The sequence below is a fragment of the Pantoea septica genome (genome assembly GCF_002095575.1).
In the GTDB taxonomy this organism is placed as follows: Bacteria; Pseudomonadota; Gammaproteobacteria; order Enterobacterales; family Enterobacteriaceae; genus Pantoea; species Pantoea septica.
Genome location: NZ_MLJJ01000011.1, coordinates 56,381 through 79,135 on the forward strand (window position 1 = coordinate 56,381; position 22,755 = coordinate 79,135).

The window sequence follows — 22,755 nt, forward strand, 5'->3', positions numbered from 1 at the left end:
AAATTTCACATAAATCAATCTATGTTACCAGAAAGCCCAGATACGCTCACCACTTTGTCAGGGCCGCAGCAGGACCTGCTGATAAAGGGAAGTCAGCGACTGCGCCAGACGCTGAGGACCGTAAGGCTCGATTCTGCGCCTTGCGGCTTCGCCTAAACGCGAATCAACCGAAAGCGCCGGTATCGACATAATAGCCTGGTTCAACGCCTTGATATCTAACGCATCGCAAACGAACCCTTCCTGACCAGCGCTAATGAATTCCGCGCCGCCGCAGCCGGTGCTGGTGATCACCGGCAAGCCGCAGGCCATCGCCTCCAGCACGACATTCGGAAAGGGATCGTAGAGCGTCGGCAGCAGCAGGCCGTCGGCGGCGTGGTAGAAGGGCTGCACATCCTGCTGCACGCCGACGAACCGCAGCCTGTCGAGGCAGTTCAGCTGATTGGCGAGCTGCTGATAGCGCGACAGCTGCTTGTCCTGGCCGACCACAATCAGATAGCGGTCGCTGTTCGCCAGCGCCTCGATCGCGGCCTTTAACCCTTTACGCTCGAAGCCGGAGCCGACGTAGATGAGTACCGTGGCGTTCTCCGGCAGCTGCAGCTGCTGACGCGTCGCACGGCGGCTCGCCTCGCTGGCGGGCTGAAAGCGCTGAGCGTCGATTGCGTTATGGATAACGTGAATTTTCTCCGCACTCAGCGAAAAGCAGCGCAGGATGTCGCGCTTCACCATTTCTGAGTTGCAGATGACCGCCTTCAGGGACGCGGCGTTGAACATTTCCGCTTCCGCCCGCAGCACGTAGCGATGATAGGGGCTCAGGGCGGCGCTCATGCGCTGCCACGGCGAGACGATGCGCGCCCGCTGCTCCAGCCAGACGCGATGCACGCCGTCGCCGGCGCGAAAAATATCACAGCCCGCGATGCGCTCGTGGCTCTGAACAATATCGAACCGCTCTTTTTCCCAGCAGGCGCGCGCCGCGCGGGCAAAGCCGCGCTCGCGCGAAATCCGTCCCAGCTTCGGCGGATTGCAGATGTGCAGATGCCAGTCGGGATTCGGCGTGCCCTGCCAGCTGCGCGTGATGATGTTGAGATCCAGCTGCTCGCTGCCGAGCGCTTCCAGCGCGCGCGAGATAAAGCGTTCGGCGCCGCCGTCGGGGCGATACTTCTGTCGGACGATCGCCAGGCGTAATTTAGTCATGCAGAAAATCCCTTGCGGCTTCGACCACATCGTCGACTGGAATGGCGCTCAGATAGCGCTCGCGGGTGTTGGTATCGATGGCGTCGGGGTTAGGCAGTGGGCCGTAATCGCCTGCCCAGATAACGCGATTATGGTCGCCCCATGGCCGCCAGAACTGCAGCTTGGTCGGTCCGAACAGTGCGATGCAGGGTGTGTCGAGCGCGGCGGCCATATGCATGGGCGCGGAGTCGACGCCGATAAAGAGTCGGGCGCGATCGATCAGCGCCGCCAGCTGCGGCAGCGTGAGCTGGCCCGCCAGCGTCACCAGATGCGGCGTCGTGCAGAGCGCCTGGATGCGCGCGATCATCGCCATCTCATGCTTGTCGGGCGCGGCGGTCAATACCACTTTGCGGTTGGCCTGCGCTAGCTGGTCGATGGTCACGGCGACCTTCTCTTCTTCCCAGCACTTAAAATTCCAGCGCGAGGTGGGCTGAAAGACGATAAACGCCGAGTCGACTCCTTGTTCAGCCAGCAGCGCATCGACTTTTTGTCCGTCGACGGCGCTGTAGTGCATAGAGGCGCGCGCGCCCTGCGGCGAGATGCCGAGCGGCGTCAGCGCCGTCATATTCTGCTCTACCGTATGCAGCTGATTATGGTTGCTGGTCGGCACCAGACAGTTGTGGCAGCGTCGCCAGAAGGCGTTGTTGCGCTTATTGAATGCGAAGCCGATACGCAGCGGCGCGCCGCTAGCCAGGGTAATCAGCGCGCTGCGCCACTGGTCGGCGAGATTGATAACGATATCGTAACGGCTGGCGCGCACGGCGGCGAGCAGGTCGCGCTCGTGGCGCAGTTTGCGCCAGCTTCCTTCCTGCTTCCACTTGCGGTCGATAACGTGCAGCTGGCGAATCGCCGGATGTGCCTCCAGCATCGGCCGCGTCTCTTTGTAGAGCAGCACGTCGATATTGGCCTGCGGATAGCGCTGGCGCAGCGCGTTGATAACCGGCGTGGTAAGCAGCATATCGCCGTGGTGGCGCAGCTTGATTAGCAAAATATTGTGTGGGGTGACGTCTGCGTGAGTCGGGTTTGCCATACACAAATGCTCTTAATTTTCAGTGAGGCGATTGTAGGGCAAACCCTTCGGAGGGGAAACCTGCGGCGGCGGTTATTTGTCTCGCCAGCGCCAGAGGCGACTCAGCCACAGCAGCAGCTGATACCACTGTTTAACGCCGCGCGCGTTGCGCAGCATACGCAGATGCGTTTTGCTGGCGAATATATCCTGGATAATCGCCTGTTTCGCGGCCGGGTCGGGCTCGCGGCGCACGCAGTGGCAGACGCTCAACGCTTCGTGTGTAATCTGCGCATGAAAAGCCGGATAGATGGTCACGCTCTCTTTGTAGCGCGCGTTGATCTCCTCCAGCATGCGGGCGATCTTCAGGTAGTGGCGCTGATACTCCACGTTGCGCTGGCCGGTACGCTTGCGGTTGCTGATCGAGGCGTCGTGCATGTAGTAGCGATAGAGCACCTGTTCGGTATAGCGTACGCGCTGCGCGTTGAGCATAAATTCGGTGGTCCAGGGAATATCCTGATGATGCAACCCTGGTTCGAACCAGAGCTGCTTCTGCTCGATCAGCGACCGGCGGTAGATGCCCAGCCAGACCACGTGCAGGTAACGCCGGGTTTTCAGCGCGGTATTGAGCCAGGCGGCGCCGCCCAGCACCGGCGTGCTGCGCAGGCGCTCCAGCGGGATCATCGGCCTGGTGCGCTGGTCGCGCTGGAAAAACCATTCGGCGTTGCACTGCGCGGCGTCGAGATCGTCCTGTTCCGCCATCTCTACCAGCGTTTTATACATCTCGGGCCGCATGGTGTCGTCTGAATCGGGAAAGGTGACGTATTTGCCGCGCGCGACGCGCAGTCCAGCATTGCGCGCGCGCGATACGCCGCCGTTTTCCTGATGAATAACCCTGATATGGGGATGCTGCGCCGCCCAGGCGTCGGCGCGCGCGCCGGAATCGTCGGTAGAGCCGTCGTCGACGATAATGATTTCCAGCGAGGTCAGAGTCTGCGCCAGCAGCGACTGCATAAAGGCATCAAACATCTCGCCCGCGTTGTACATGGGAGAGATGATGCTGAGCAAAGGGGAAGAATCAGGCTGTCCTGTCATATTTTCTGTTTGTTTTTCCGTCGCGCCAGCTGCTTGTCCAGCCTGGCGGAAATAAAATCATGGATATCGTTAAGCTTGCGTGCATCCAGCTTATAAAGCTGTTCAGCTGGATGATGAAACTGGTAGAGCGCCTCAAAGACGAACGAGGAGGGCGCGATGTGGTCTGGGCCAATCAACAGCACGTCGCCAAGAGGACGTTGCTCCTCAACGCTGCACGGCCCGTATATCAGGATCACCGGCACCTGCTGCGCGTCCGCGATATAGACATTCCCGGAGTCAGAGGCGACGTAAAAGTCCATTTCGCCAATGGCGGCCGGCAGGCTCTCTAGCGGAAGCTTACCGATGAGATTAACAATATTCTCTCGCTCGCCGGTTACCTTGAAAAGCTCCTGCAGGCGGGTCTGCTCATTGGGGGCGCCAAAGGCGTAAAAAGTGCAGGATAAATCGTCCAGGCTATCGAACAGCGTTTTCCAGATGGCGGGTGGAATGGTTTTGGCCTGGTTGCCTGCGGTAATGCTAAAGCCGATCCTGACGCCCTGACCCGAATAAATCTCTTCCGGCAGATTCTCTGGTTGCCAGAGCGGGCGGGTAGCGTGAGTCGGGTAGCTCTCTTTAGTAAAAGAACGATCGGCCAGTTTCAAATAGTTCTCGACCGTTAGCGTGTTTTTTTCATGGCTGACCACGCCGCTGGCGGTCAGGTAAAAAATGTCCTGATAGGCTTTGCGCTTATAGGTGGTTAAAAATTGCTTATTGCTGGCGTTGCAGCAGGCGGCGATAAATAAATTCAGGTTGTTGGGATGCAGCAGATAGATATTGTCGTAACGATTTAGAAGCCGCCATATCAGCCTGAACTTCTTTATCAGGCTGCTTTTGTGATCTTCGATATACCAGAGGGTGTCCAGCGTATCATCGCGCTCCGCCAGCGGTGCAACGCTGCGGCTTAGCAGCGCATCGCTTTTTTGCAGATGGGCAAGCAGCGGCGTGATATTCACGAAATCGCCGATTTTTGCTGTCTGAATCACAAGGTTTTTACCCGTGCGGGGATGCAGCAGCTTCATCATCCACTTGACCGGCAGAAACAGCAGAAAAAGTATTACGTAATTCAAAATATTTTCCCTTTATCCGGTCACGCCGAAAGGGAGACCTTTTTAGCTCGTAAGCTGCGGAGCGGCAGATAATTCCGTATGCGACCGCTGCGCAAGCTGTAGATACTGTTCGCAAATAACGGAGAGACTATAAATGCTTAGGTCGAGATGTTGCAACTCGGGCGGACAATGATAGATTTCACGCATTTTCTCCGCCAGAGAGGCGGCGTTCATCTCAGCGAGCCCGCGCGCCAAATCGTGCGTCAGGATCGTTGCCGGCCCGCCCGGGCAGCGCGTGCTGACGACCGGCGTCTGGCAGATCAAGGCTTCGACCAGCACATTGCCGAATCCTTCGCTATCGGAGCTGACGACCAGCAGCCGGGCATGGCGTATCCAGGGATAGGGATTCGCCTGAAATCCCTGAAAGATCAACCGTTCTGCAATACCCAGGCTATCCGCCAGGCGGCGCAGCTGCGCCGTGCGTTCAGGGCTGCCCTGGCCAAGCAGCACCAGCGGAGCCTGAATACCGCTTTGCGCATAGGCTTCAAGCAGCCTGTCGTGGCGTTTGGTTTCGTGGAAGCGACCCACATGGAGAATAAAATCGGTGCCGGCCAGCGGGCAGGGTTTCGCCGCTAGCTGTATGATCTGTTCGAAATCGAATGGATTGGCGATCACCTGGGTACGGCTCGGTCGTACGCCAACGTTTTCAATTAAATCCTCAAGCACATAGGGCGAGACGGCGATCAGCTGGCTGTCCTGGTAGACATGGCGTATTTTTAAGCGTTTCAGCCATAGAGAGAATCCCGTCTTACGCGCCAGGTAAGAGGCTGAAAAGACGCCGTGCAGGCAGTACCAGGTTTTATCAGGATCCAGCACGCGCGAGTGCTTGACGATACGATCGGTTTTATGGAGATGTGAAAGCGCCAGGTCGAACGCGCCCTCAGCCTTTTGCGCCTGGTTAACGGCCTGATCGAGCAGGCGCGCGCGACGATGCGTTTCGGTGAGTTTACGCCAGGGCAGTTTACAGCGATCTTTAATCACCTTGTAATCGACGCCTTCAGGAATAGGGTAGTCGCATACGCTACGTAAAGAGAAGAGCGAGACGCGATGTCCCAGCGCCGCCATCCCTTCCGCCAGCGTCAGCACGACTTTTTCAGCGCCTCCGCCAGGCAAGCCATCAATGATCATCAGTATGCGTTTCGACAAAATACCTACCTCAACATGCCAGCCTGTATAGAGTGAAACCTAAGGCTGTCTCGACCTGGCAGCAAAAAAGTGTATAAAACTAATCTCGTTATCGCGCAATTTTAAAGGAGTCGCGACAGAAAATCCTAACCTTGCTTTTCATAACCTTAACTTAACAACACGTAAGAAATTACAGTGTAAATAAGTTTAGTTTAACCAAACATGCTCTGCTTTAAGAGAAGCAAGGAGGGGCCGCGGTTAAATTTTTTGCGACTTGTGCTCAGCCTGCGTAACATAACGCTTTATAGCGACACCTCGTATTACGGATAAGTCATGGAAAAACCAGCTTTTTTAATTACGCTTGATACTGAAGGCGATAACCTGTGGCGCAACCGCAGCGGCCAGGTCACGACGCATAACGTCCGTTTTCTGCCGCGTTTTCAGTCGCTTTGTGAAAAATATGATTTTAAACCGACCTGGCTGACCAATTACGAGATGGCGAGCGATCCCGACTATGTCGATTTTGCCCGCGATTTTCTGGCGCGCGGACAAGGTGAAGTGGGTATGCACCTGCACGCCTGGCATAGTCCGCCCGCTCACGCGCTGACCGATGATGACTGGCGCTATCAACCCTACCTTATCGAATATCCTGAGCAGATCCTGCGCGACAAGGTCGCCTTTATGACCGATCTGCTGGAGGAGACGTTTCAGACCAAAATGCGCAGCCATCGCGCAGGCCGTTGGGCGTTCAACGAAATCTACGCGCAGGCGCTGGTGGATAACGGCTACCTTGTCGACTGTTCCGTCACGCCGCGCGTCGACTGGCGCGCCTCTGCCGGCGCGCCGCAGGGAAAGGGCGGCACCGATTACAGCCGTTTCCCTGACCACGCCTATTTTCTCGATCTCAACGATATCTCGCAGCCTGGCCAGTCAGACCTGCTGGAAGTGCCTATGAGCATCCAGTATCGGCACGGGATTTTTGCCAGCCGATTGAAAAAAACCTGGGATAGCCTGCGCGGCAAGCGGCGGGGTCCTTCCGTAAACTGGCTCCGGCCGGTCGACGGCAACGTCGCGCAGATGAAGCGAGTGGCAGAGCAGTGCTTGAGCCAGGGCAGCGACTACGTAGAGTTTATGCTGCACTCTTCCGAATTCATGCCCGACGGCAGCCCGACCTTTAAAAATGAGGCGGATATTGAGCGTTTGTATGACGATCTGGAGCAACTGTTTAGCTGGCTGCAGAGCCGCACTCAGGGCCTGACGCTGACCGAGTTTGCCGTGCAGAAAAAGCAGCAGTTACTCCTCGCGGTATAGCGCCGCAGCAGGCTTTTTTTTGCCAATGCGGCGTAGTGAAGAAAAAAAGGTATCCAGACCGGGATAGCGCATCTGCCAGTACTTCTTCGGTCTGCAGTAGCCTCGACACAGCACGGCGGCGGCTTTCAGCGCTTTTCGGGTATCGGCGGAGTAGTAGTAGTAGCCATGCAGCGCCTTTGACATGCTTTTTACTTCGCTAAAGCAGTTCAGCATCATGCCCGTCGCCAGCCTTTGAAAATCAGGCTCACTGCGTCTCGCTTCAGCCATCGTCCTTATTTTTTCCAGCGCGAACAGCATGTCGCTGATATCGCCTGGACGAACGTTGCGCGTTATGCCGCGGCGGTTGTCGCGGTAGTAATAAAGCGTGTTCTCCAGATGGCTAATCCGGCGCGTTTTGAAGTACTGAAAGGGCGTAAAAATAACATCTTCATAGCGACGGCCATCTTCGAAACGCTCATCAGCCAGCAGGGTATGGCGATAGATGCGGTTCCACAAGTGCCACATTGCGCGTTGAAACAGCGGTTGCAAGCAGGCGAGCCCCTGCGAAGAAAAATCATAGGGCGTTCGCTGCGCCGTTTCGCTCTGCGGCGCGACAGGCGGCGTCTCATCAAAGCGTGCATAGTTGAAATCAATCAGGTCATCGCTGCCTGCAAGCAGCACGGGCTTAATGACCGCATAGTAGTTGCTGCTTACCAGGTCGTCGCCGTCCAGGAAGGTCACAAACTCGCCGTGCGCATGCCGTAACCCCACATTGCGCGTTGTCGCAATGCCCTGATTTTCCTGGCGGATAAAGGTGATATGGCAGTGAGCGTAGCGCGCCACCAGTGCCGTAACCTGCTGTGTTGAGCTATCGGTCGAGCCATCATCGATAATTACGACCTGCATATCGTCATCAGCCTGGGTCAGCAGCGAGGTCAGGCAGGCGGTAATAAACGCCTCGTCATTGTGAAAAGGAACAATGACGCTCAGCAAATAGCGCTGTTTTGCCATTAACACCGATCCTCGGATGGATAAGACTGCTTTGCGATCATAACGCTGAAGATAATTGCCAGACAATAAAGCAGCGTTCCTTCCGTACTGAAGAAAATAACGTCGCTCAGGCCGTAAATGATGAGCGAGATCCCGACAGAAAGTAACGCCGGGTTGCGCAGCGGCCTGAAGGCGCTGTAAATCAGGCTCAGGTAGAGGCCGATAAGCGAAACAATGCCGAACAGGCCTTTGATTGAAAAGTTTTCCAGCACTTCATTATGCATATGCACGGTGAGATAGATTTGCGCACCGTACAGGCTGGGGTTTTGTTTGATAAGGGCTTCCGCTTTCTCGCCGCGCTCTTCAGCCGACTGCCCTGCCAGGGCGGTGGCGCCGGTTTTCATGGCGACGGTCTGCATGCTAAGACGGGAGATAATCGAATTCTCTCCCTGCGTCTCGTGCATCATCGCAATGTTATCTTTGAGATCCTGAATCCGCGCCTGAATTTTGCTCTGAAACACCAGCGCGCTAATCACCAGCAATACAGGCAGGGCGGTAAAGAGAATGATTTTATGCTTACGCTGAATGACATCTTTGGTGAACAGCACCTGAATCATCACCAGAATGGGATAAGCCAGCATAGCCGCGCGCGTTCCGGTCAGAATAATCGTGGTATAGGTCACCATGAACAGCAGGGCAAACAACCAGATTTTATGCCGCGTTCTAAATAACAGCGCGGATTTAATAAAAATCAGGTTCACCGCGGTAAGGATATAGGCGGCGATGGTGGCGCGATCGTAATTAAGCTCAACGCGGCCGATCTCGAGATGGATCCCCTGATACAGCGCATAGGCGTTTACGGCGACGCCTGTAATCATGGCGGCAACCAGCGCGCTGCGCTGGCGGATGCGCTGGTCATTCAGCGTAACCAGCAGCAGAAACGAGGCTGCAATTTGCAGCCTGCCGGTTGACTGATACTGGCGGTAGAGCGTGATGTAATCGCCCGGCTGTTTATAGATTGTCGTCCAGAGAATGCTCACCAGTCCGACCAGAAAAAGGGCGACGGGCAACACCAGATGTTTTTTCTCTTGCAGATAATATCTGGCGTGGATGATAAACCCCGCCAGCGCCAGATAGCTGGTGATGTAAAAAACGTTTCTGCCGAATGAACCGCCGAAGGGCGAGGTCAAAAAGGCGAGCGCGCAGCCGGCGAAAATAAGCAGGCTAAAATAGAGATGCGGCGAATCCTGTCGAAATAGCGTCAGCTTAATGTTCATCGTTACTACCCGTTATGGCGCTCAGCGCGCCGTTAAATTCAGTCCTGAAAACGGCGTAATCAAAATGCTCTTTTGTCCATTGTTTCGCCTGTTGGCTAAAACGCTGATAGGTTTGCTGATCAAATAAGGTTTCTACCGCATCCGCACAGGCGACATGAGAAAGCAGCAGCGGCCGGGTCATGATATTTCGCACAGGATCGTAGACGTCGTAAGGAAAATCGACGCGTATTCCCGTCAGCTTTTCATGCTCTTCAATGGAGACGGAAGGCGTAAGGCCGATGCCGCATACGCCGTTTTTTATTACTTCAGGCTGCCCGTCGACCAGTGGATAAATAACCGGGACGCCGAAATAGAGAGACTCCATGCAGGAGAGACCGAAAGGTTCCGTTACCGGCGTGCTCATATAGATATCGATGCGGTTGAAAAAGGGCGCGATATCCTGCTGGAAGCCGCTAAAGGTGACCTTATCCTCAATGCCCAGCCTGCTGGCCAGCGCGATAAAGGCGTCGCGATCGGGCCCTTTGCCGGCGATCTCAAGCGTCACGTCATGGCCGCGGCGCAGCAACTCTTTTAGCGTCAGCAGCGTGACGCTTATTCCTTTCAGGCTGACCTGACGCGAGGCGGTGCCGATTTTGATCGGCGACGTGAGCACGCGCTGTTCCAGGCGTATGCCGGGCGGCGTCATGATGCGGTTAATGACCACATAATGGGGGCAGGGCAGGTTGAAACGATGCTTCATCACCTGAGAAGAGGCTGACGAGGCGGAGATTACGCCATCTAACATGCGCATAAAACTCAGGGTCTTATGATTCTCTGGATAGCGCCAGGAGCAGCCATGATCGTAATAGACCAGCTTCGCGCGTTTCGGTTTGGCCGTCAGCCGCGGCACCAGGTCCCAGACGACGATCGCCTGCGCATCGCTGGCTTCAACCCGCTTCTGCAGCAGATATTTCCTGAGAAACTGAGGCGCCTTGAGCCGAAGGCCATTAACTAACCGGTTGGCGAAAACGATCTTTTGCTGCGGCATCTGACGCCGGATATCTTCGTCAATCTCATTGCTGATGCAGATTACATCATCTTTGCCATCGGAAAAGTCGTTGATATATTGAAGAAAAAGGCGCTCGACGCCGCCCATCTTGCCGAGATTGATAATGTGGAGCTTTTTCATCCTAAAAACGTCTCCAGCCTTTCGGCCACCGCTTGCGCACTGATATCTGACATGCTGTTGCCCTGAGGTGGGCAGAGAGCCTGCTGGTTCTGCCCATATCCCCCAATCAGCCCCGGATCCGTTGGCCCATAAAGCGTGATATTGGGGCGATCGAGCGCTGCGGTCAGATGGCTTAGGCCGGTATCCACCGACACCACCGCCTTCGCGCCTGCCAGCTCGCGCGCTATCGCTTCCAGCGTCAGCTTCGGCAGCACCTCGACATAGTCGAAGCCTTCCGCCAGGCGTTGGGCGCGCTGATGCTCGTGCTCGGCGCCCCACGGCAGCTTGATATGCAGCCCCGAGTGCTGGAGCAGGCCGATCAGCTCGCGCCAGTGGCTTTCCGGCCAGTGCTTGTTGTCGCGCGTCGTGGCATGGAGAAACACCAGATAGGGAGCGATATCCTGCGGCACGTCGCCCATAAAGTGCGCGGCGATGGCGTAGTCGCCCTGGGTTTGCGGCTTCTCGTAGCCGAGACTCTTCGCGAACAGCTCGCGCGTGCGCTCTACCGCATGCTGCTTTTTATCAATCTCATGGCGTTGGTCGTACCACCAGCTGGCGAAGGGTTCGCGCGCGCTGCGGCTATCCTGGCCATGCTTGACGCCTCTGGCGAGACGGGTCACCAGCGCGGCGCTTTTGATCAGCCCCTGCGCGTCGATCACCACATCATACTGGCGCGACTGCAAATCGCGCTTGAAGCGCACCCGCTCTTCGCGCTGCTGGCTGCCGAACCAGTGTTTGCGCCAGCGGCGAATGGCGACCGGCAGGACTTTATCCACCGCCGGATGCCAGGAGGGGATCTGGGCGAAATTCTCTTCCACCACCCAGTCGAAGCGAATGCCAGGGATCGCCTGCATCGCGTCGGTTAAAGCGGGAAGGGTATGAAGCACATCGCCCATTGACGACGTTTTGACGATCAGGACGTGCATGCCGTCTCCTGCGGATGAGCCAGCAGTTCGCTCAGTTCCTGATAAACGCGCTGCGGCTGGATGTCGATCAGGCTCTGATGATAGCCCTGCGCGGCATCGCCTTTGCGAACCTTATGGTAGCCGGTAATCAGGCGAATAATACGCACCTGCTTTGAAAGCGGCGGCGTGAAATCGGGGCTGCTTGGGCCGTACAGCGCCACCAGCGGCCGGTTGAGCGCGGCGGCGATATGCATCAATCCCGAATCGTTGCTGACCACGGCGTCGCAGCGCGCGATCAGAATGACCGCCTGCTCAAGCTGCGTCTCGCCCGCCAGGTTGCGGCAGTAGTGGCGCGCCTCGGCGGGCAGCGCTGCGATAATCTCTTCGCCGCACTCGCGATCTTTTGCCGAACCAAACAGCACGACCTGTTTGCCTTCGGCAATCAGCTGCTGCGCCAGCGCGGCATAGTGATAGTGCGGCCAGCGCTTCGCCGGACCAAACTCCGCGCCCGGGCAAAAACCGATCAGCGGCCGCTCCGCCGGGATCTGAAACTGAGCGGAGGTTTCGATTTTTTCCTGGTCATCTACCTGAAGCTGAGGCCAGATCAGCGGCTGCGGCAGCTGCTGCGCCGAAGCGACCGGCGCGTCGCAGGCTAGCGCGATATAGCGCTCCACCATCAGCGGAAACGCCGCCTTGTCCAGCACGCGCACATCGTTCAGCAGGCCGTAGCGCATCTCGCCGCGCCAGCCGATGCGGCGTTTAATCCCGGCGAAAAAAGGCACCAGTGCGGATTTAAACGAGTTCGGCAGCACATAGGCGCGATCGTAGCCGCTGGCGCGCAGCGATTTGCCGATGCGCCGGCGCTCGCCGAGCGCCAGCGCCCCGTGCCCGAGCGGCATCGCCAGCGCCTGACTCACTTCCGGCATGCGCGACAGCAGCGGACGGCACCAGGCCGGCGCCATCACGTCAATCACGGCGTCGGGATGTGTGCCTTGAGGGTGCGATAGAGGCTTTGCGACATCATCATATCGCCGACCCACGATGGGCCAATAACCAGAATTTTCATCGCGGGTACGCGTTCCTTATGCGCTGCGGTTCAGCCAGGCCATATACTCGGCTACGCCCTGCGCGACGGTTTTGAACGGCTTGTCATATCCGGCCGCGCGCAGGCTGGTAAGATCCGCCTGAGTATAGGCCTGATAGCGGCCCTTCAGTTTTTCCGGGAAGGGAATGTACTCAATTTGCCCTTTCTGGTGGAATTTCAGCACCGCGTCCGCCACTTCCTGGAACGATTCGGCGCGACCGGTGCCGCAGTTATAGATACCGGAGATCTTGTTTTCCCAGCACCACAGATTGACCGCGACCACGTCGTCAACGTGGATAAAGTCGCGCTGGAAGCCCTCGCTGCCTTCAAACAGCTTAGGGTTTTCGCCGTTGGCGATCTGCGTGTTGAGATGGAACGCCACGCTCGCCATGCTGCCTTTGTGGCCTTCGCGCGGGCCGTAAACGTTGAAATAGCGGAAGCCGCACACCGGCGAATCCGCTTCCGGCAGGATCTGGCGCACATAGTGATCGAACAGCATTTTAGAGTAGCCGTAGACGTTCAGCGGCTGCTCATATTCGCGCTTCTCGATAAAGTTGTCGTTACGTCCGCCGTAGGTGGCGGCGGAGGAGGCGTAAAGGAAAGGAATTTCGCGCTCAAGGCAGTAGTGCAGCAGATCTTTCGAGTACTGATAGTTATTGTCCATCATGTACTTGCCGTCCCACTCCGTGGTCGCTGAGCAGGCACCTTCATGAAATACCGCCTCGATCGGACCGAAATCCTCGCCCGCTGCGATATAGGTGAGAAACTCCTCTTTATCCATGTAGTCGCTGATATCCAGATCGGCCAGATTGACGAACTTGGTGCCGTCTTTCAGGTTGTCGACGACCAGAATATCGCTGATGCCGCGATCGTTGAGCGCCTTGACGATATTGCTGCCAATCATTCCTGCGCCGCCAGTGACGATAATCATGTGCTCTACCTTTAAACGTTGGGGCATGAAACAGGCGGTTTCACGCGCTAATGTCTCACATCATAACATTTCATCACGGAGCAGACAGCCAGATGACTCCGACACGCCGCCGCCTCCGCGCTTTCTGACGTGAACTATGCTGCAAAATTAACATTCTCCTGGTGGATTTATCGTTAGCACCCTTCTTCTTCAGTAAGATGTGCCGAATTTATGCCATCTGAGGAGAACAATGATGACAGCGCAATTTTATCAGCAGATCCGCCAGCAGCTGGATACGGCGCACCGTGAAGGATTGTTTAAGCAGGAGCGCATCATTACGTCCGCTCAGCAAACCGATATCGAAGTCGGCCAGCAGCAGGTGATTAACTTTTGCGCCAACAACTATTTAGGCCTTGCGAACCATCCGGCGCTGATTCAGGCGGCGAAAGAAGGCATGGAAACGCACGGTTTCGGCATGGCCTCGGTGCGCTTTATCTGCGGTACGCAGGATGCGCATAAGCAGCTGGAAAAAAAGCTGGCGGCGTTTCTCGGCATGGAGGATGCCATTCTCTATTCCTCCTGCTTCGACGCCAACGGCGGCCTGTTTGAAACATTGCTCGACGCGGAAGACGCGATCGTTTCAGACGCGCTCAATCACGCCTCGATTATCGACGGCGTACGGCTCTGTAAGGCGCAGCGCTATCGCTACGCTAATAACGATATGCAGGCGCTGCGCGCCTGTCTGGTCGAGGCGCGCGAAAAAGGCGCCCGCCATATTCTTATCGCCACCGACGGCGTCTTCTCTATGGACGGGGTGATCGCTAACCTGCGCGGCATCTGCGATCTCGCCGACGAGTTCAATGCGCTGGTGATGGTGGATGACTCGCATGCGGTGGGCTTTGTCGGCGCGGCCGGTCGCGGCACGCATGAATATTGCGACGTAATGGATCGCGTCGACATTATTACCGGCACGCTGGGCAAGGCGCTGGGCGGCGCTTCCGGCGGTTATACCGCGGCTCGCGCCGAGGTCGTCGAATGGCTGCGCCAGCGCTCGCGCCCCTATCTCTTCTCTAATTCGCTGGCGCCGGCGATCGTTGCCGCTTCCATCCGCGTGCTTGACCTGTTGAGCGAGGGCGACGGTCTGCGGCAGCGCCTGTGGGACAACGCCCGCTTCTTCCGCGAAAAGATGACGGCGGCCGGTTTTACCCTGGCGGGCGCCGATCACGCCATTATTCCCGTCATGCTGGGCGAAGCGAGCGTGGCGCAGGAATTCGCCCGTTTGCTGCAGCAGGAGGGCATTTACGTTACCGGCTTTTTCTACCCGGTGGTGCCGCGCGGCCAGGCGCGTATCCGCACGCAGATTTCGGCGGCGCATACCCAGCAGCAGCTGGAGCGCGCGGTCGAGGCCTTTACCCGCATTGGACAACAGCTTGGCGTGATCGCCTGAGGAGCTCTGCATGAAAGCGTTAGCCAAACTTCACGCCCAGGAAGGCATCTGGATGGTGACCGATGCGCCGATCCCGGAGCCGGGCCATAACGATTTGCTGATCAAAATCCGCAAAACCGCTATCTGCGGCACCGATATCCACATCTACAACTGGGATGACTGGTCGCGTAAAACCATTCCGGTGCCGATGATTGTCGGGCATGAGTATGTCGGTGAAGTCGTCGCCATCGGCCAGGAGGTGCGCGGCTTCAGCATCGGCGATCGCGTCTCCGGCGAAGGGCATATCACCTGCGGACACTGCCGCAACTGTCGCGCCGGCCGCACTCATCTGTGCCGCAATACCATTGGCGTCGGCGTCAACCGGCAGGGCTGCTTTGCCGAGTATCTGGTGATCCCCGCCTTCAACGCCTTCCGCATTCCCGACAATATTTCCGATGAGCTGGCCGCGATTTTCGATCCCTTCGGCAATGCGGTGCATACCGCGCTGTCGTTCGATCTGGTGGGCGAAGATGTGCTGATCTCCGGCGCCGGCCCTATCGGCATTATGGCGGCGGCGGTGTGTAAACATGTCGGCGCGCGCAACGTGGTCATCACCGACATCAACGACTATCGCCTTGAGCTGGCACGCACCATGGGCGTGACGCGGGCGGTCAACGTGGCGCATGAAGATCTGCGCGCGGTGATGCGCGAGCTGGGCATGACGGAAGGGTTCGACGTAGGCCTGGAGATGTCCGGCGCGCCGCCGGCGTTTCGTACCCTGCTGGAGGTGATGAACCACGGCGGGCGTATTGCGCTGCTGGGCATCCCGCCGGGCGAGATGGCGATCGACTGGAACCAGGTAATCTTCAAAGGGCTGTTTATTAAGGGTATCTACGGCCGCGAGATGTTTGAGACCTGGTACAAGATGGCGGCGCTGATTCAGTCAGGGCTCGATCTGACGCCGGTGATCACGCACCGCTACGCTATCGACGACTTCCAGCAGGGCTTCGACGAGATGCGCTCCGGACGTTCAGGGAAAGTGGTGCTGAGTTGGGATTAAAAAAGCCGCGCGGGCGGCTTTCGTTTTATTGCTGCTGCTTTTCCGCATCCGTCAGGTAGCGCACCTTGCGGGTGTAGTCCTGACCTTTAAAGGTCAGCGGCTGACGAGGATCGGCCAGATATTTTTGCCATTCGGAAAGCGGGAAGCCGCCGTGCGCGCCTACCACCTCTGGCGGTATGACTCCCGGCTTGCCGCCGATGCGCTTGGATACCGGCCAGTTCGCCCACTCGCCCAGGTTGACGGTGCGCAGGTCGAGCAGATCCAGCAGGCACGCCAGCGGCAGCTGATCGGTCGGCGGCTGGCTGTCGTTCATTAATTTCCAGGTGTCGTCGAAAAGCGTCAGCCAGAGCGGACAGACGCGCTGCCAGGTCTGCCGCGTAGCCGCCAGATAGGCGCCGTTAACGTGATCTTCGAGATAGGGGCGCACGCTGTGCTGATAGTAAGCGGGAATTGTCTCCAGCGGCGCGCCGGCCAGTTTGGCAATCATCTTGCCCTGGCGAAAGCTGGAGTAAAAATGGCCGTCTTTCATGTGAATGTCAGGCATTTTAAGCAGGTTGAGATCGGAATCGATCATCAGGATCCCGTCGCCCTGCGCATGCAGCGGCGCCTGCATTTTTATCAGCCGGCTGCGATAAATTTGCTTGTAGGGATAGGCCTCTTCGCGATGCGGCACCTCCAGCGTCACAATGCGAGTTTTAGGCGTCAGCTCGCCAAATGCGGCGGCGGGCTGGTCGCTAACGATAACGATCTCCTGCGCCGCCGTGGCAAAGCGCTCGGCAAACAGCGCGCTGAGCTTCGCTTCCTCAACGTAATCCTCCCCGGTACAGGGAATGACGATAGAGGTCACGGGGATGGCGCCCTGCACGTCGGACTGCGCGTAAGGCAGATTATGGCGTGCGCGCACGCGGCGAAAACGGGGATTGAGAAAGTTAAGCATGCTTCTTCCTTGTGACGCTTTTTAGGATGGTTTCCACGCCGTTTACATAATTTTCGATGGCGTACTGCGATCGAACGCGCGCCGACGCGGCATGGGTTAATCGTTGACGTAAGGCCTCGTCCTGCCAGAGCGTGACGAGGTGCTGAGTTAACTGCGCCACGTCGCCATATTCGAACAGCAGGCCGGTGTCGTCAGGGCTGATTAGCTCCTCTGTGCCGACCACGCGTGAGCCAATCACCGCCGTATTGACCAGCATCGCTTCCAGCACGACGCGCGGCAGACCCTCGCTGCGGGACGCCAGGATAAAGACGTCGAACGCGGCGAGGTAATCCAGCGCGTTATTCTGAAAGCCGGTAAAGATGACCCGATCGAGAATCGCCTCTCTGGCGGCCTGCTGGCGCAGCGCAGCCGCTTCAGGTCCATCGCCGACCACGATCATTTTCCAGTTCGCGTCGGGACAGGCCTGTTTGAAATGGCTCAGCGCCTGCAGAACATGGTGGTTCGACTTACGCAGGATCAGCGAGCCGATGGTGCCGAAAATAAAGGTGTCCGCCGGCAGGTTTAAGCGCTGGCGCACCGCCGCGCGCTCAGGCAACGGCTGATGGATATCGATCGCATTGGAGACGGTAAAACAGCGCGACGCCTCGACGCCGCCGTCGCGTAAGGTCTGATTCACGCCGTGAGAGACGGCGATAACGGCATCGCACCCATCATTGACCATTTTCGCCAGGCGGGCATTCATCAGCGGCTCAATGCGGCAGTGCTGTACCACGGCAATATCAAGGCCTTGTGCGGCGAGGTAGCCTTCAACGTTAGTGCTCGGCTGATTATTCATATAGAGCGTATCGTAGCGGCCTTGCTGCAGCAGCGCGCGCAGCTTGCGGGCATTTGGCCGGACGCGCCAGCGCGCATCGATAGCGTCGACCGCTTCTTTTTTCAGGCGGCGATTGAAGAAAAGCAGGGCGCGCGCCGCTTCTTTAGCGAGCTTCGCCCAGCCGGGCTGTTTTTTCTGAGGAATAAAGATGACCGGTATGGCGATGGCGTTCAGCACCGACTCGATGGTTTCACCGTTACCGCGCGCGTAATTGTGATAAAAGCAGCAGGTGATATCGAAAGCGTCGCGGTCGATGCGCTTAAGCAGTTCCAGCATGCTGTTGGTGCCGCCACCCCATTCTCTGCCGTTATCCAGCAGCATAACTTTTTGTTTTGCCGTCCTCATCCTGACAGAAATCCTTATAACCGGTCAGCGTCGCTCGCACCGGATTATAGTGATTTCTGATCAGAAAAGAATGTTAAGACTGAAACAGCACGCGAAATAGCGTGTTAAAAAAGCTGTTTCAATCCTGTAACCACTACGCTCTGGCTCGCGCTCTCCCACACCGCTTCAAGCGCCCTGGTCGCCGGAACCGGCTGCGGCTGCACTTTACAAATGCCTGGCGGCTGGAAGCCCGGCTTATGCGGACGCGGCGGCTGCTGCGTTTTCGCTGGCGACGTCGTGCCGCGCAGCGGTTCGTTCAGCAGCTGGCTTGGGCGCACCAGCGTAATATCCGCAGGCAGCGTTGGCAGCATCTGCTGCAGCACGCGCACCGTATTAGGATGCGGATGGCCGATAGCGATGGCATAGCCGTCGCGCTGCGCCAGCTTCACGGCGCGGGTAAACTGTTGGCGAATCGCGTTGATATCCTGGCTGTCGTCGAGAAAAACGCGGCGCTTCAGCACCTTCACGTGCGTGCCTTGCGCGGCGGGCACCGACTGGCTGTTGCCGATAGTCATGCTGTCGAGAAATAAAAATTGTACTTATTAAGCGCCTGCATCACCTTTACCATGCCGGGCAGGCTGGAGGTCATTTTGCTGCCCATATGGTTGTTCAGGCCGACGGCATAAGGCACGCTGTTGACCGCGCTGCGCAGGATGCGCGCGATCTCTTCGCTACTCATCTCCGGCGTCAAGGTATCTTTCTCCAGCGGCTGTTTGCTGAGCGGCGCCATAGGGAGATGGATCAGCACCTCATGGCCGCTTTGATGCGCTTTCGTTGCCATCTGGCGCGCGCCGGGCGCGTCAGGCAGCACTGCGACGGAGATCGCGGCGGGCATCTGCAGCACTTTGTTTTCTTCAGAAGGACGATAGCCGAAGTCGTCGATAACGATGGCGAGTTTGCCCGCATGGGCGGCGCAGCTTAACAGCAGTCCGCCGATAGCGGCGGCGAGATGGCGACGTTGATAAAACACTTATCTTCCTAACCACGGGAGTGGATTGACGGCCTGTCCCTGACGTCGGATTTCAAAATAGAGCGACGGCGTACCGCGTCCGCCGCTGGTGCCCACCAGGGCGATAGGCTGTCCTGCCTTCACCTGGGCGCCAACGCTAACCAGCGCGCTCTGGTTATAGCCGTAGAGACTCATATCTCCTTTGCCGTGCTCAAGCACGACGACGAGCCCGTAGCCCTGCAGCCAGTCGGCCATCAGCACGCGGCCGTCGGCAATCGCTTTGACTTCGGCGCCTTCCGGCGCATCGATCACCAGCCCTTTCCAGCGCAGTTCGCCCTGAAGCTGTTCCCCGAAGCGATGTTCGATACGACCGCGCACCGGCCACAGGGCCTGGCCGCCTGCGCGGCCCAGACCGCCGGTTCGCGCCACCAGTTCGCGCTCGCTCTGGGTGGGCTGGTAGGTCGATCCTTTGGCTTTCGCCTGCGCCTGACGCTGGCGCACTTTTTCCGCTTCCCGCGCCTCGCGCGCCGCGCGCTCTCGCGCCTCGCGTTCGGCCCGGGCGATTTTGTCCTGCAGGCGGCTTTCGTTCTGCCGCATCTCCACCAGATCGGCCTGGTCTCTTTCCAGCGCGTTTTCCAGTTCGCTCAGCGTTTTCTTACGCGCCGCGCTCGCCTGCTCCAGCTTCTGCTGCTGGCCTTGCTGCTGGGCCAGCAGCGTTTTTTGCTGCTGCTGTTTCTGCTCCAGCGACGCTTTTTGCTCACCCAGCGTCTGACGCGTTTTTTGCAGCGCGTCGATGCTCTGCTGACGCGCGTCGTTAAGATAGCCGAAGTAGGCGAGAATACGTTCGCTGCGTTGGCTCTCTTCGCCGCCCAGCAGGAGCTGCACGCCGTTATGCTTGCCCTGACGAAAAGCCGCATCCAGCTGCTGAGCCAGCAGGGTTTCCTGCTGCGCCTGCTGCTTTTCAAGCCGCGCGATCGAGGCGGTGAGCTGGCTGACTTCGCGGCTGAGCGCGTTCAGGCTATTGCGGGTTTCGCGCAGCTGACGGCTGGCCTGCGCAATGATCTTTTCCTGGCTCTGCAGCTGATCGAGTAGCTTGCTGCGCGCAAGCTTTTGCGCCTTAACGCTTTTCTCTTTTTCGGCGATATTTTGCTGAATGGATTTCAGCTGCGATTTGCTGTCGTCAGCGCTGTGCGCGGCCGCAGGCAATAACAGAACGCCCGCGCAGAGCAGGCTGAAGGAGAGAGTGGACAAGTGTGCAGGCAACGGGTGTTTCTTTCCGCTGTGACGAGTCCTTGTGGCTAAAACAGTCGCTTTTCCCTTCATAGGCCAGTGATTATTCCACGATGAACAGCCGCTTACCAGCGCAACGCCGCGGGATTTCCTTTTCCAAAGATGTCGGTATTTATCCTGATGCCGAATAAGGGTTGCGCCATTTTTGCGATACAGCAATTTTTTTTAGAAAATGACGCACAAATCGTAACTCTGGCCGCTTAGCGTCTGTACATGAGAAGTGGCGCAGGTATACTCAGAACCCTTGTTTTTAGCTTAATTAGCCCGGTCTGGAGTCTTTACCCCTCATGCAAGAAATTATGCAGTTTGCAAGCAATCACACCATCCTCAGTCTGGCATGGGTCGTTTTACTGGTTTTGGTGATTGTTACCACCTTTAAAGGGATGTTTTCTAAGGTGAAAGTTATCAGCCGCGGCGAAGCGACCCGCCTGATTAACAAAGAAGAGGCGGTAGTAGTGGACGTGCGGTCGCGTGACGATTACCGCAGAGGACATATTTCGGGCGCGCTGAACGTTGCGGCGGCGGACATCAAAAAAGGCAGCTTCGGCGAGCTGGAAAAGCATAAAGCTCAGCCCATAATTGTGGTGTGCGCCACCGGCCAGAGCGCGAGCGAGCCGGCTGAAAAGCTGAGCGCCGCCGGCTTTAGCCAGGTGACCGTTCTGAAAGACGGCATCAGCGGCTGGAGCGGAGACAACCTTCCGCTGGTGCGCGGAAAATAACATCTTACCGAGGTACGTAACATGGCTAATGTCGAGATTTACACCAAGGCGACCTGTCCTTTCTGCCACCGGGCGAAGGCGCTGTTGAGTCAAAAAGGTGTGTCGTTTCAGGAGATCCCTATCGACGGGAACGCCGCGAAACGCGAAGAGATGATCAAACGCAGCGGCCGCACCACCGTGCCTCAGATTTTCATTGACGCGCAGCACATCGGCGGCTGCGACGACCTTTACGCGCTGGACAGTCGTGAAGGATTAGATCCGCTACTGCAGGCGTAAGAGCGGCGCAGGATTTTTCAACTCACAGGACTTAGTCAGATGTCAGAACAAAACACCAACGAAATGCAATTCCAGATTCAACGCGTTTACACCAAAGACGTTTCTTTCGAAGCGCCGAACGCGCCGCAGGTTTTCCAGAAAGAGTGGGAGCCGGAAGTGAAGCTGGATCTGGATACTGCGTCATCACAGCTGGCTGACGAAGTTTATGAAGTGGTGCTGCGCGTGACCGTGACCGCCAGCGTTGGCGAAGAAACCGCATTCCTGTGCGAAGTTCAGCAGGCGGGCATCTTCACCATCAGCGGCATCGAAGGCACGCAGATGGCGCACTGCCTGGGCGCCTATTGCCCGAACATCCTGTTCCCGTATGCGCGCGAATGCATCACCAGCCTGGTGTCTCGCGGCACCTTCCCGCAGCTTAACCTGGCGCCGGTAAACTTTGATGCGCTGTTCATGAACTACCTGCAGCAGCAAGGCGAAGGTGCCGAACCACATCAGGATGCCTGATGACTACACACGCTTCGATTAGCGTCATCGGTGCCGGCTCTTACGGCACCGCTCTGGCCATTACCTTAGCCCGCAACGGCCATCCCGTGCTGCTGTGGGGACACAATCCCGCGCATCTGGCGCAGCTGCAGGCCGAACGCTGCAACAGCGCTTTTCTCCCCGACGTACCTTTTCCCGACAACCTTGAGCTTGAGCCCGACTTAGCGCGCGCTATTGCGGCCAGCCGCGATCTGCTGGTGGTGGTGCCGAGCCATGTGTTCGGCGACGTGCTGAAGCAGATTAAACCGCATCTGCGCGCTGAGTCGCGCATCGTCTGGGCGACCAAAGGGCTGGAAAGAGAAACTGGAAGGCTACTGCAGGATGTGGCGCGCGACATCCTCGGCGACGCTACGCCGCTCGCAGTCATCTCCGGGCCGACCTTTGCCAAAGAGCTGGCGGCGGGCCTGCCGACCGCGATCGCGCTGGCGGCGACCGATGCCACTTTTGCTGAAGATCTGCAGCAAAAGCTGCACTGCGGCAAGAGTTTCCGCGTTTACAACAATCCCGATTTTATCGGCGTGCAGCTTGGCGGCGCGGTGAAAAACGTCATCGCCATCGGCGCAGGCATCTCCGACGGCATCGGCTTCGGCGCTAATGCGCGTACCGCGCTGATTACGCGCGGCCTCGCCGAAATGAGTCGTCTCGGCGCCGCGTTGGGTGCCGATGCCACCACCTTTATGGGCATGGCCGGCTTAGGCGATTTGGTGCTGACCTGTACCGACAATCAGTCGCGCAACCGTCGTTTCGGCCTGATGCTGGGCCAGGGCGAAGAGGTGGATAACGCGCAACGCATTATCGGACAAGTTGTAGAAGGCTATAAAAACACCAAAGAAGTCAAGGCATTGGCTGAGCGTGTCGGCGTTGAAATGCCGATTACCGAGCAAATCTATCAGGTGCTCTATTGCGGAAAATCGGCGCGAGAGGCAGCATTGAGCCTGTTAGGCCGTACAAGGAAGGACGAAAACGGTTCAGGCTGATGCGGGATGCGCAGCATAGTCACCTGTAGCGCCATTCAGGCGCTTTTTTTTTCGGG

General features: G+C 57.6%; 20 protein-coding genes and 2 pseudogenes. 7 read left to right on the top strand and 15 right to left on the bottom strand.

Going from position 1 to position 22,755, the window contains the following annotated elements; translation table 11 throughout:
- Positions 1 to 57: 57 nt before the first annotated feature.
- The 5 genes from HA46_RS08065 to HA46_RS08085 all read right to left on the bottom strand — a co-directional run bounded on the left by HA46_RS08065 (position 58) and on the right by HA46_RS08085 (position 5,604).
- On the bottom strand, positions 58 to 1,191 hold the full coding sequence (locus HA46_RS08065; protein ID WP_033792872.1) for a glycosyltransferase family 4 protein: 1,134 nt from the start codon (positions 1,189 to 1,191) through the stop codon (positions 58 to 60).
- Positions 1,184 to 2,260: a putative lipopolysaccharide heptosyltransferase III gene (gene rfaQ / locus HA46_RS08070; protein WP_084883576.1), complete on the bottom strand. Its 1,077-nt coding sequence runs from the start codon at positions 2,258 to 2,260 to the stop codon at positions 1,184 to 1,186. Before rfaQ ends, HA46_RS08065 begins: the two co-directional genes overlap by 8 nt.
- Positions 2,261 to 2,332: 72 nt before the next feature.
- On the bottom strand, positions 2,333 to 3,331 hold the full coding sequence (locus HA46_RS08075; protein ID WP_084883578.1) for a glycosyltransferase: 999 nt from the start codon (positions 3,329 to 3,331) through the stop codon (positions 2,333 to 2,335).
- A complete protein-coding gene (locus tag HA46_RS08080; protein ID WP_084883580.1) occupies positions 3,328 to 4,437 on the bottom strand; it encodes a glycosyltransferase family 9 protein in 1,110 nt (369 codons plus the stop codon). The genes HA46_RS08075 and HA46_RS08080 overlap by 4 nt, the downstream gene beginning before the upstream one ends.
- Positions 4,438 to 4,479: 42 nt before the next feature.
- On the bottom strand, positions 4,480 to 5,604 hold the full coding sequence (locus HA46_RS08085; RefSeq protein WP_084883582.1) for a glycosyltransferase: 1,125 nt from the start codon (positions 5,602 to 5,604) through the stop codon (positions 4,480 to 4,482).
- A gap of 330 nt (positions 5,605 to 5,934) precedes the next feature.
- Here HA46_RS08085 and HA46_RS08090 point away from each other — a divergent pair, with 330 nt between their 5' ends.
- Complete coding sequence (locus HA46_RS08090) at positions 5,935 to 6,912, top strand: polysaccharide deacetylase family protein (protein WP_084883584.1); 978 nt, start codon at positions 5,935 to 5,937, stop codon at positions 6,910 to 6,912.
- Here HA46_RS08090 and HA46_RS08095 read toward each other — a convergent pair.
- From HA46_RS08095 to rfaD, 6 genes and pseudogenes are all read right to left on the bottom strand, one after another.
- A complete protein-coding gene (locus HA46_RS08095; RefSeq protein WP_084883586.1) occupies positions 6,895 to 7,902 on the bottom strand; it encodes a glycosyltransferase in 1,008 nt (335 codons plus the stop codon). The two genes, HA46_RS08090 and HA46_RS08095, sit on opposite strands and share 18 nt — an antisense overlap.
- Positions 7,902 to 9,158: an O-antigen ligase family protein gene (locus tag HA46_RS08100; protein WP_084883588.1), complete on the bottom strand. Its 1,257-nt coding sequence runs from the start codon at positions 9,156 to 9,158 to the stop codon at positions 7,902 to 7,904. Before HA46_RS08100 ends, HA46_RS08095 begins: the two co-directional genes overlap by 1 nt.
- A complete protein-coding gene (locus HA46_RS08105; protein WP_084883589.1) occupies positions 9,148 to 10,326 on the bottom strand; it encodes a glycosyltransferase in 1,179 nt (392 codons plus the stop codon). The genes HA46_RS08100 and HA46_RS08105 overlap by 11 nt, the downstream gene beginning before the upstream one ends.
- Positions 10,323 to 11,291 (bottom strand): lipopolysaccharide heptosyltransferase RfaC, encoded by a 969-nt coding sequence (gene rfaC / locus HA46_RS08110; RefSeq protein ID WP_033792863.1) that lies wholly within the window; start codon positions 11,289 to 11,291, stop codon positions 10,323 to 10,325. Before rfaC ends, HA46_RS08105 begins: the two co-directional genes overlap by 4 nt.
- A pseudogene (rfaF, locus tag HA46_RS08115) lies at positions 11,279 to 12,336 on the bottom strand (ADP-heptose--LPS heptosyltransferase RfaF). The gene rfaC and the pseudogene rfaF overlap by 13 nt, the downstream one beginning before the upstream one ends.
- 16 nt (positions 12,337 to 12,352) lie before the next feature.
- Positions 12,353 to 13,285 (bottom strand): ADP-glyceromanno-heptose 6-epimerase, encoded by a 933-nt coding sequence (gene rfaD, locus HA46_RS08120; RefSeq protein WP_033754343.1) that lies wholly within the window; start codon positions 13,283 to 13,285, stop codon positions 12,353 to 12,355.
- Between the two features lie 232 nt (positions 13,286 to 13,517).
- Between rfaD and HA46_RS08125 the strand changes: the two genes are divergently transcribed.
- Positions 13,518 to 14,711 carry a glycine C-acetyltransferase gene (locus HA46_RS08125; RefSeq protein ID WP_033792861.1) on the top strand — a complete coding sequence of 398 codons (1,194 nt, stop codon included), beginning with the start codon at positions 13,518 to 13,520 and terminating at the stop codon, positions 14,709 to 14,711.
- Positions 14,712 to 14,721: 10 nt separating this feature from the next.
- A complete protein-coding gene (gene tdh / locus HA46_RS08130; RefSeq protein ID WP_033792860.1) occupies positions 14,722 to 15,750 on the top strand; it encodes an L-threonine 3-dehydrogenase in 1,029 nt (342 codons plus the stop codon).
- Between the two features lie 25 nt (positions 15,751 to 15,775).
- Here tdh and HA46_RS08135 read toward each other — a convergent pair whose 3' ends face one another.
- From HA46_RS08135 to envC, 4 genes and pseudogenes are all read right to left on the bottom strand, one after another.
- Entirely contained in the window at positions 15,776 to 16,687 is a 912-nt protein-coding gene (locus HA46_RS08135; RefSeq protein ID WP_084883591.1) for a hypothetical protein, read from the bottom strand.
- Positions 16,680 to 17,906, bottom strand: a complete 1,227-nt coding sequence (locus HA46_RS08140; protein ID WP_084883593.1) for a glycosyltransferase — start codon at positions 17,904 to 17,906, stop codon at positions 16,680 to 16,682. Before HA46_RS08140 ends, HA46_RS08135 begins: the two co-directional genes overlap by 8 nt.
- A gap of 104 nt (positions 17,907 to 18,010) precedes the next feature.
- Positions 18,011 to 18,915 (bottom strand): annotated as a pseudogene (locus HA46_RS08145) (divergent polysaccharide deacetylase family protein).
- Positions 18,916 to 20,217: a murein hydrolase activator EnvC gene (envC, locus tag HA46_RS08150; protein ID WP_084883595.1), complete on the bottom strand. Its 1,302-nt coding sequence runs from the start codon at positions 20,215 to 20,217 to the stop codon at positions 18,916 to 18,918.
- A 254-nt stretch (positions 20,218 to 20,471) separates the two neighbouring features.
- Here envC and HA46_RS08155 point away from each other — a divergent pair, with 254 nt between their 5' ends.
- From HA46_RS08155 to gpsA, 4 genes are read left to right on the top strand one after another with little or no spacing between them, the layout of a single operon-like run.
- Entirely contained in the window at positions 20,472 to 20,903 is a 432-nt protein-coding gene (locus tag HA46_RS08155) for a rhodanese-like domain-containing protein (protein ID WP_033754365.1), read from the top strand.
- 21 nt (positions 20,904 to 20,924) lie between these two features.
- Positions 20,925 to 21,179 carry a glutaredoxin 3 gene (gene grxC, locus HA46_RS08160; protein ID WP_033754368.1) on the top strand — a complete coding sequence of 85 codons (255 nt, stop codon included), beginning with the start codon at positions 20,925 to 20,927 and terminating at the stop codon, positions 21,177 to 21,179.
- 39 nt (positions 21,180 to 21,218) lie between these two features.
- Positions 21,219 to 21,683, top strand: a complete 465-nt coding sequence (gene secB, locus HA46_RS08165) for a protein-export chaperone SecB (protein WP_033754370.1) — start codon at positions 21,219 to 21,221, stop codon at positions 21,681 to 21,683.
- Positions 21,683 to 22,699, top strand: coding sequence for an NAD(P)H-dependent glycerol-3-phosphate dehydrogenase (gpsA, locus tag HA46_RS08170; protein WP_208857406.1), 1,017 nt, complete (start codon positions 21,683 to 21,685; stop codon positions 22,697 to 22,699). The genes secB and gpsA overlap by 1 nt, the downstream gene beginning before the upstream one ends.
- The last annotated feature ends 56 nt before the right edge of the window (positions 22,700 to 22,755 follow it).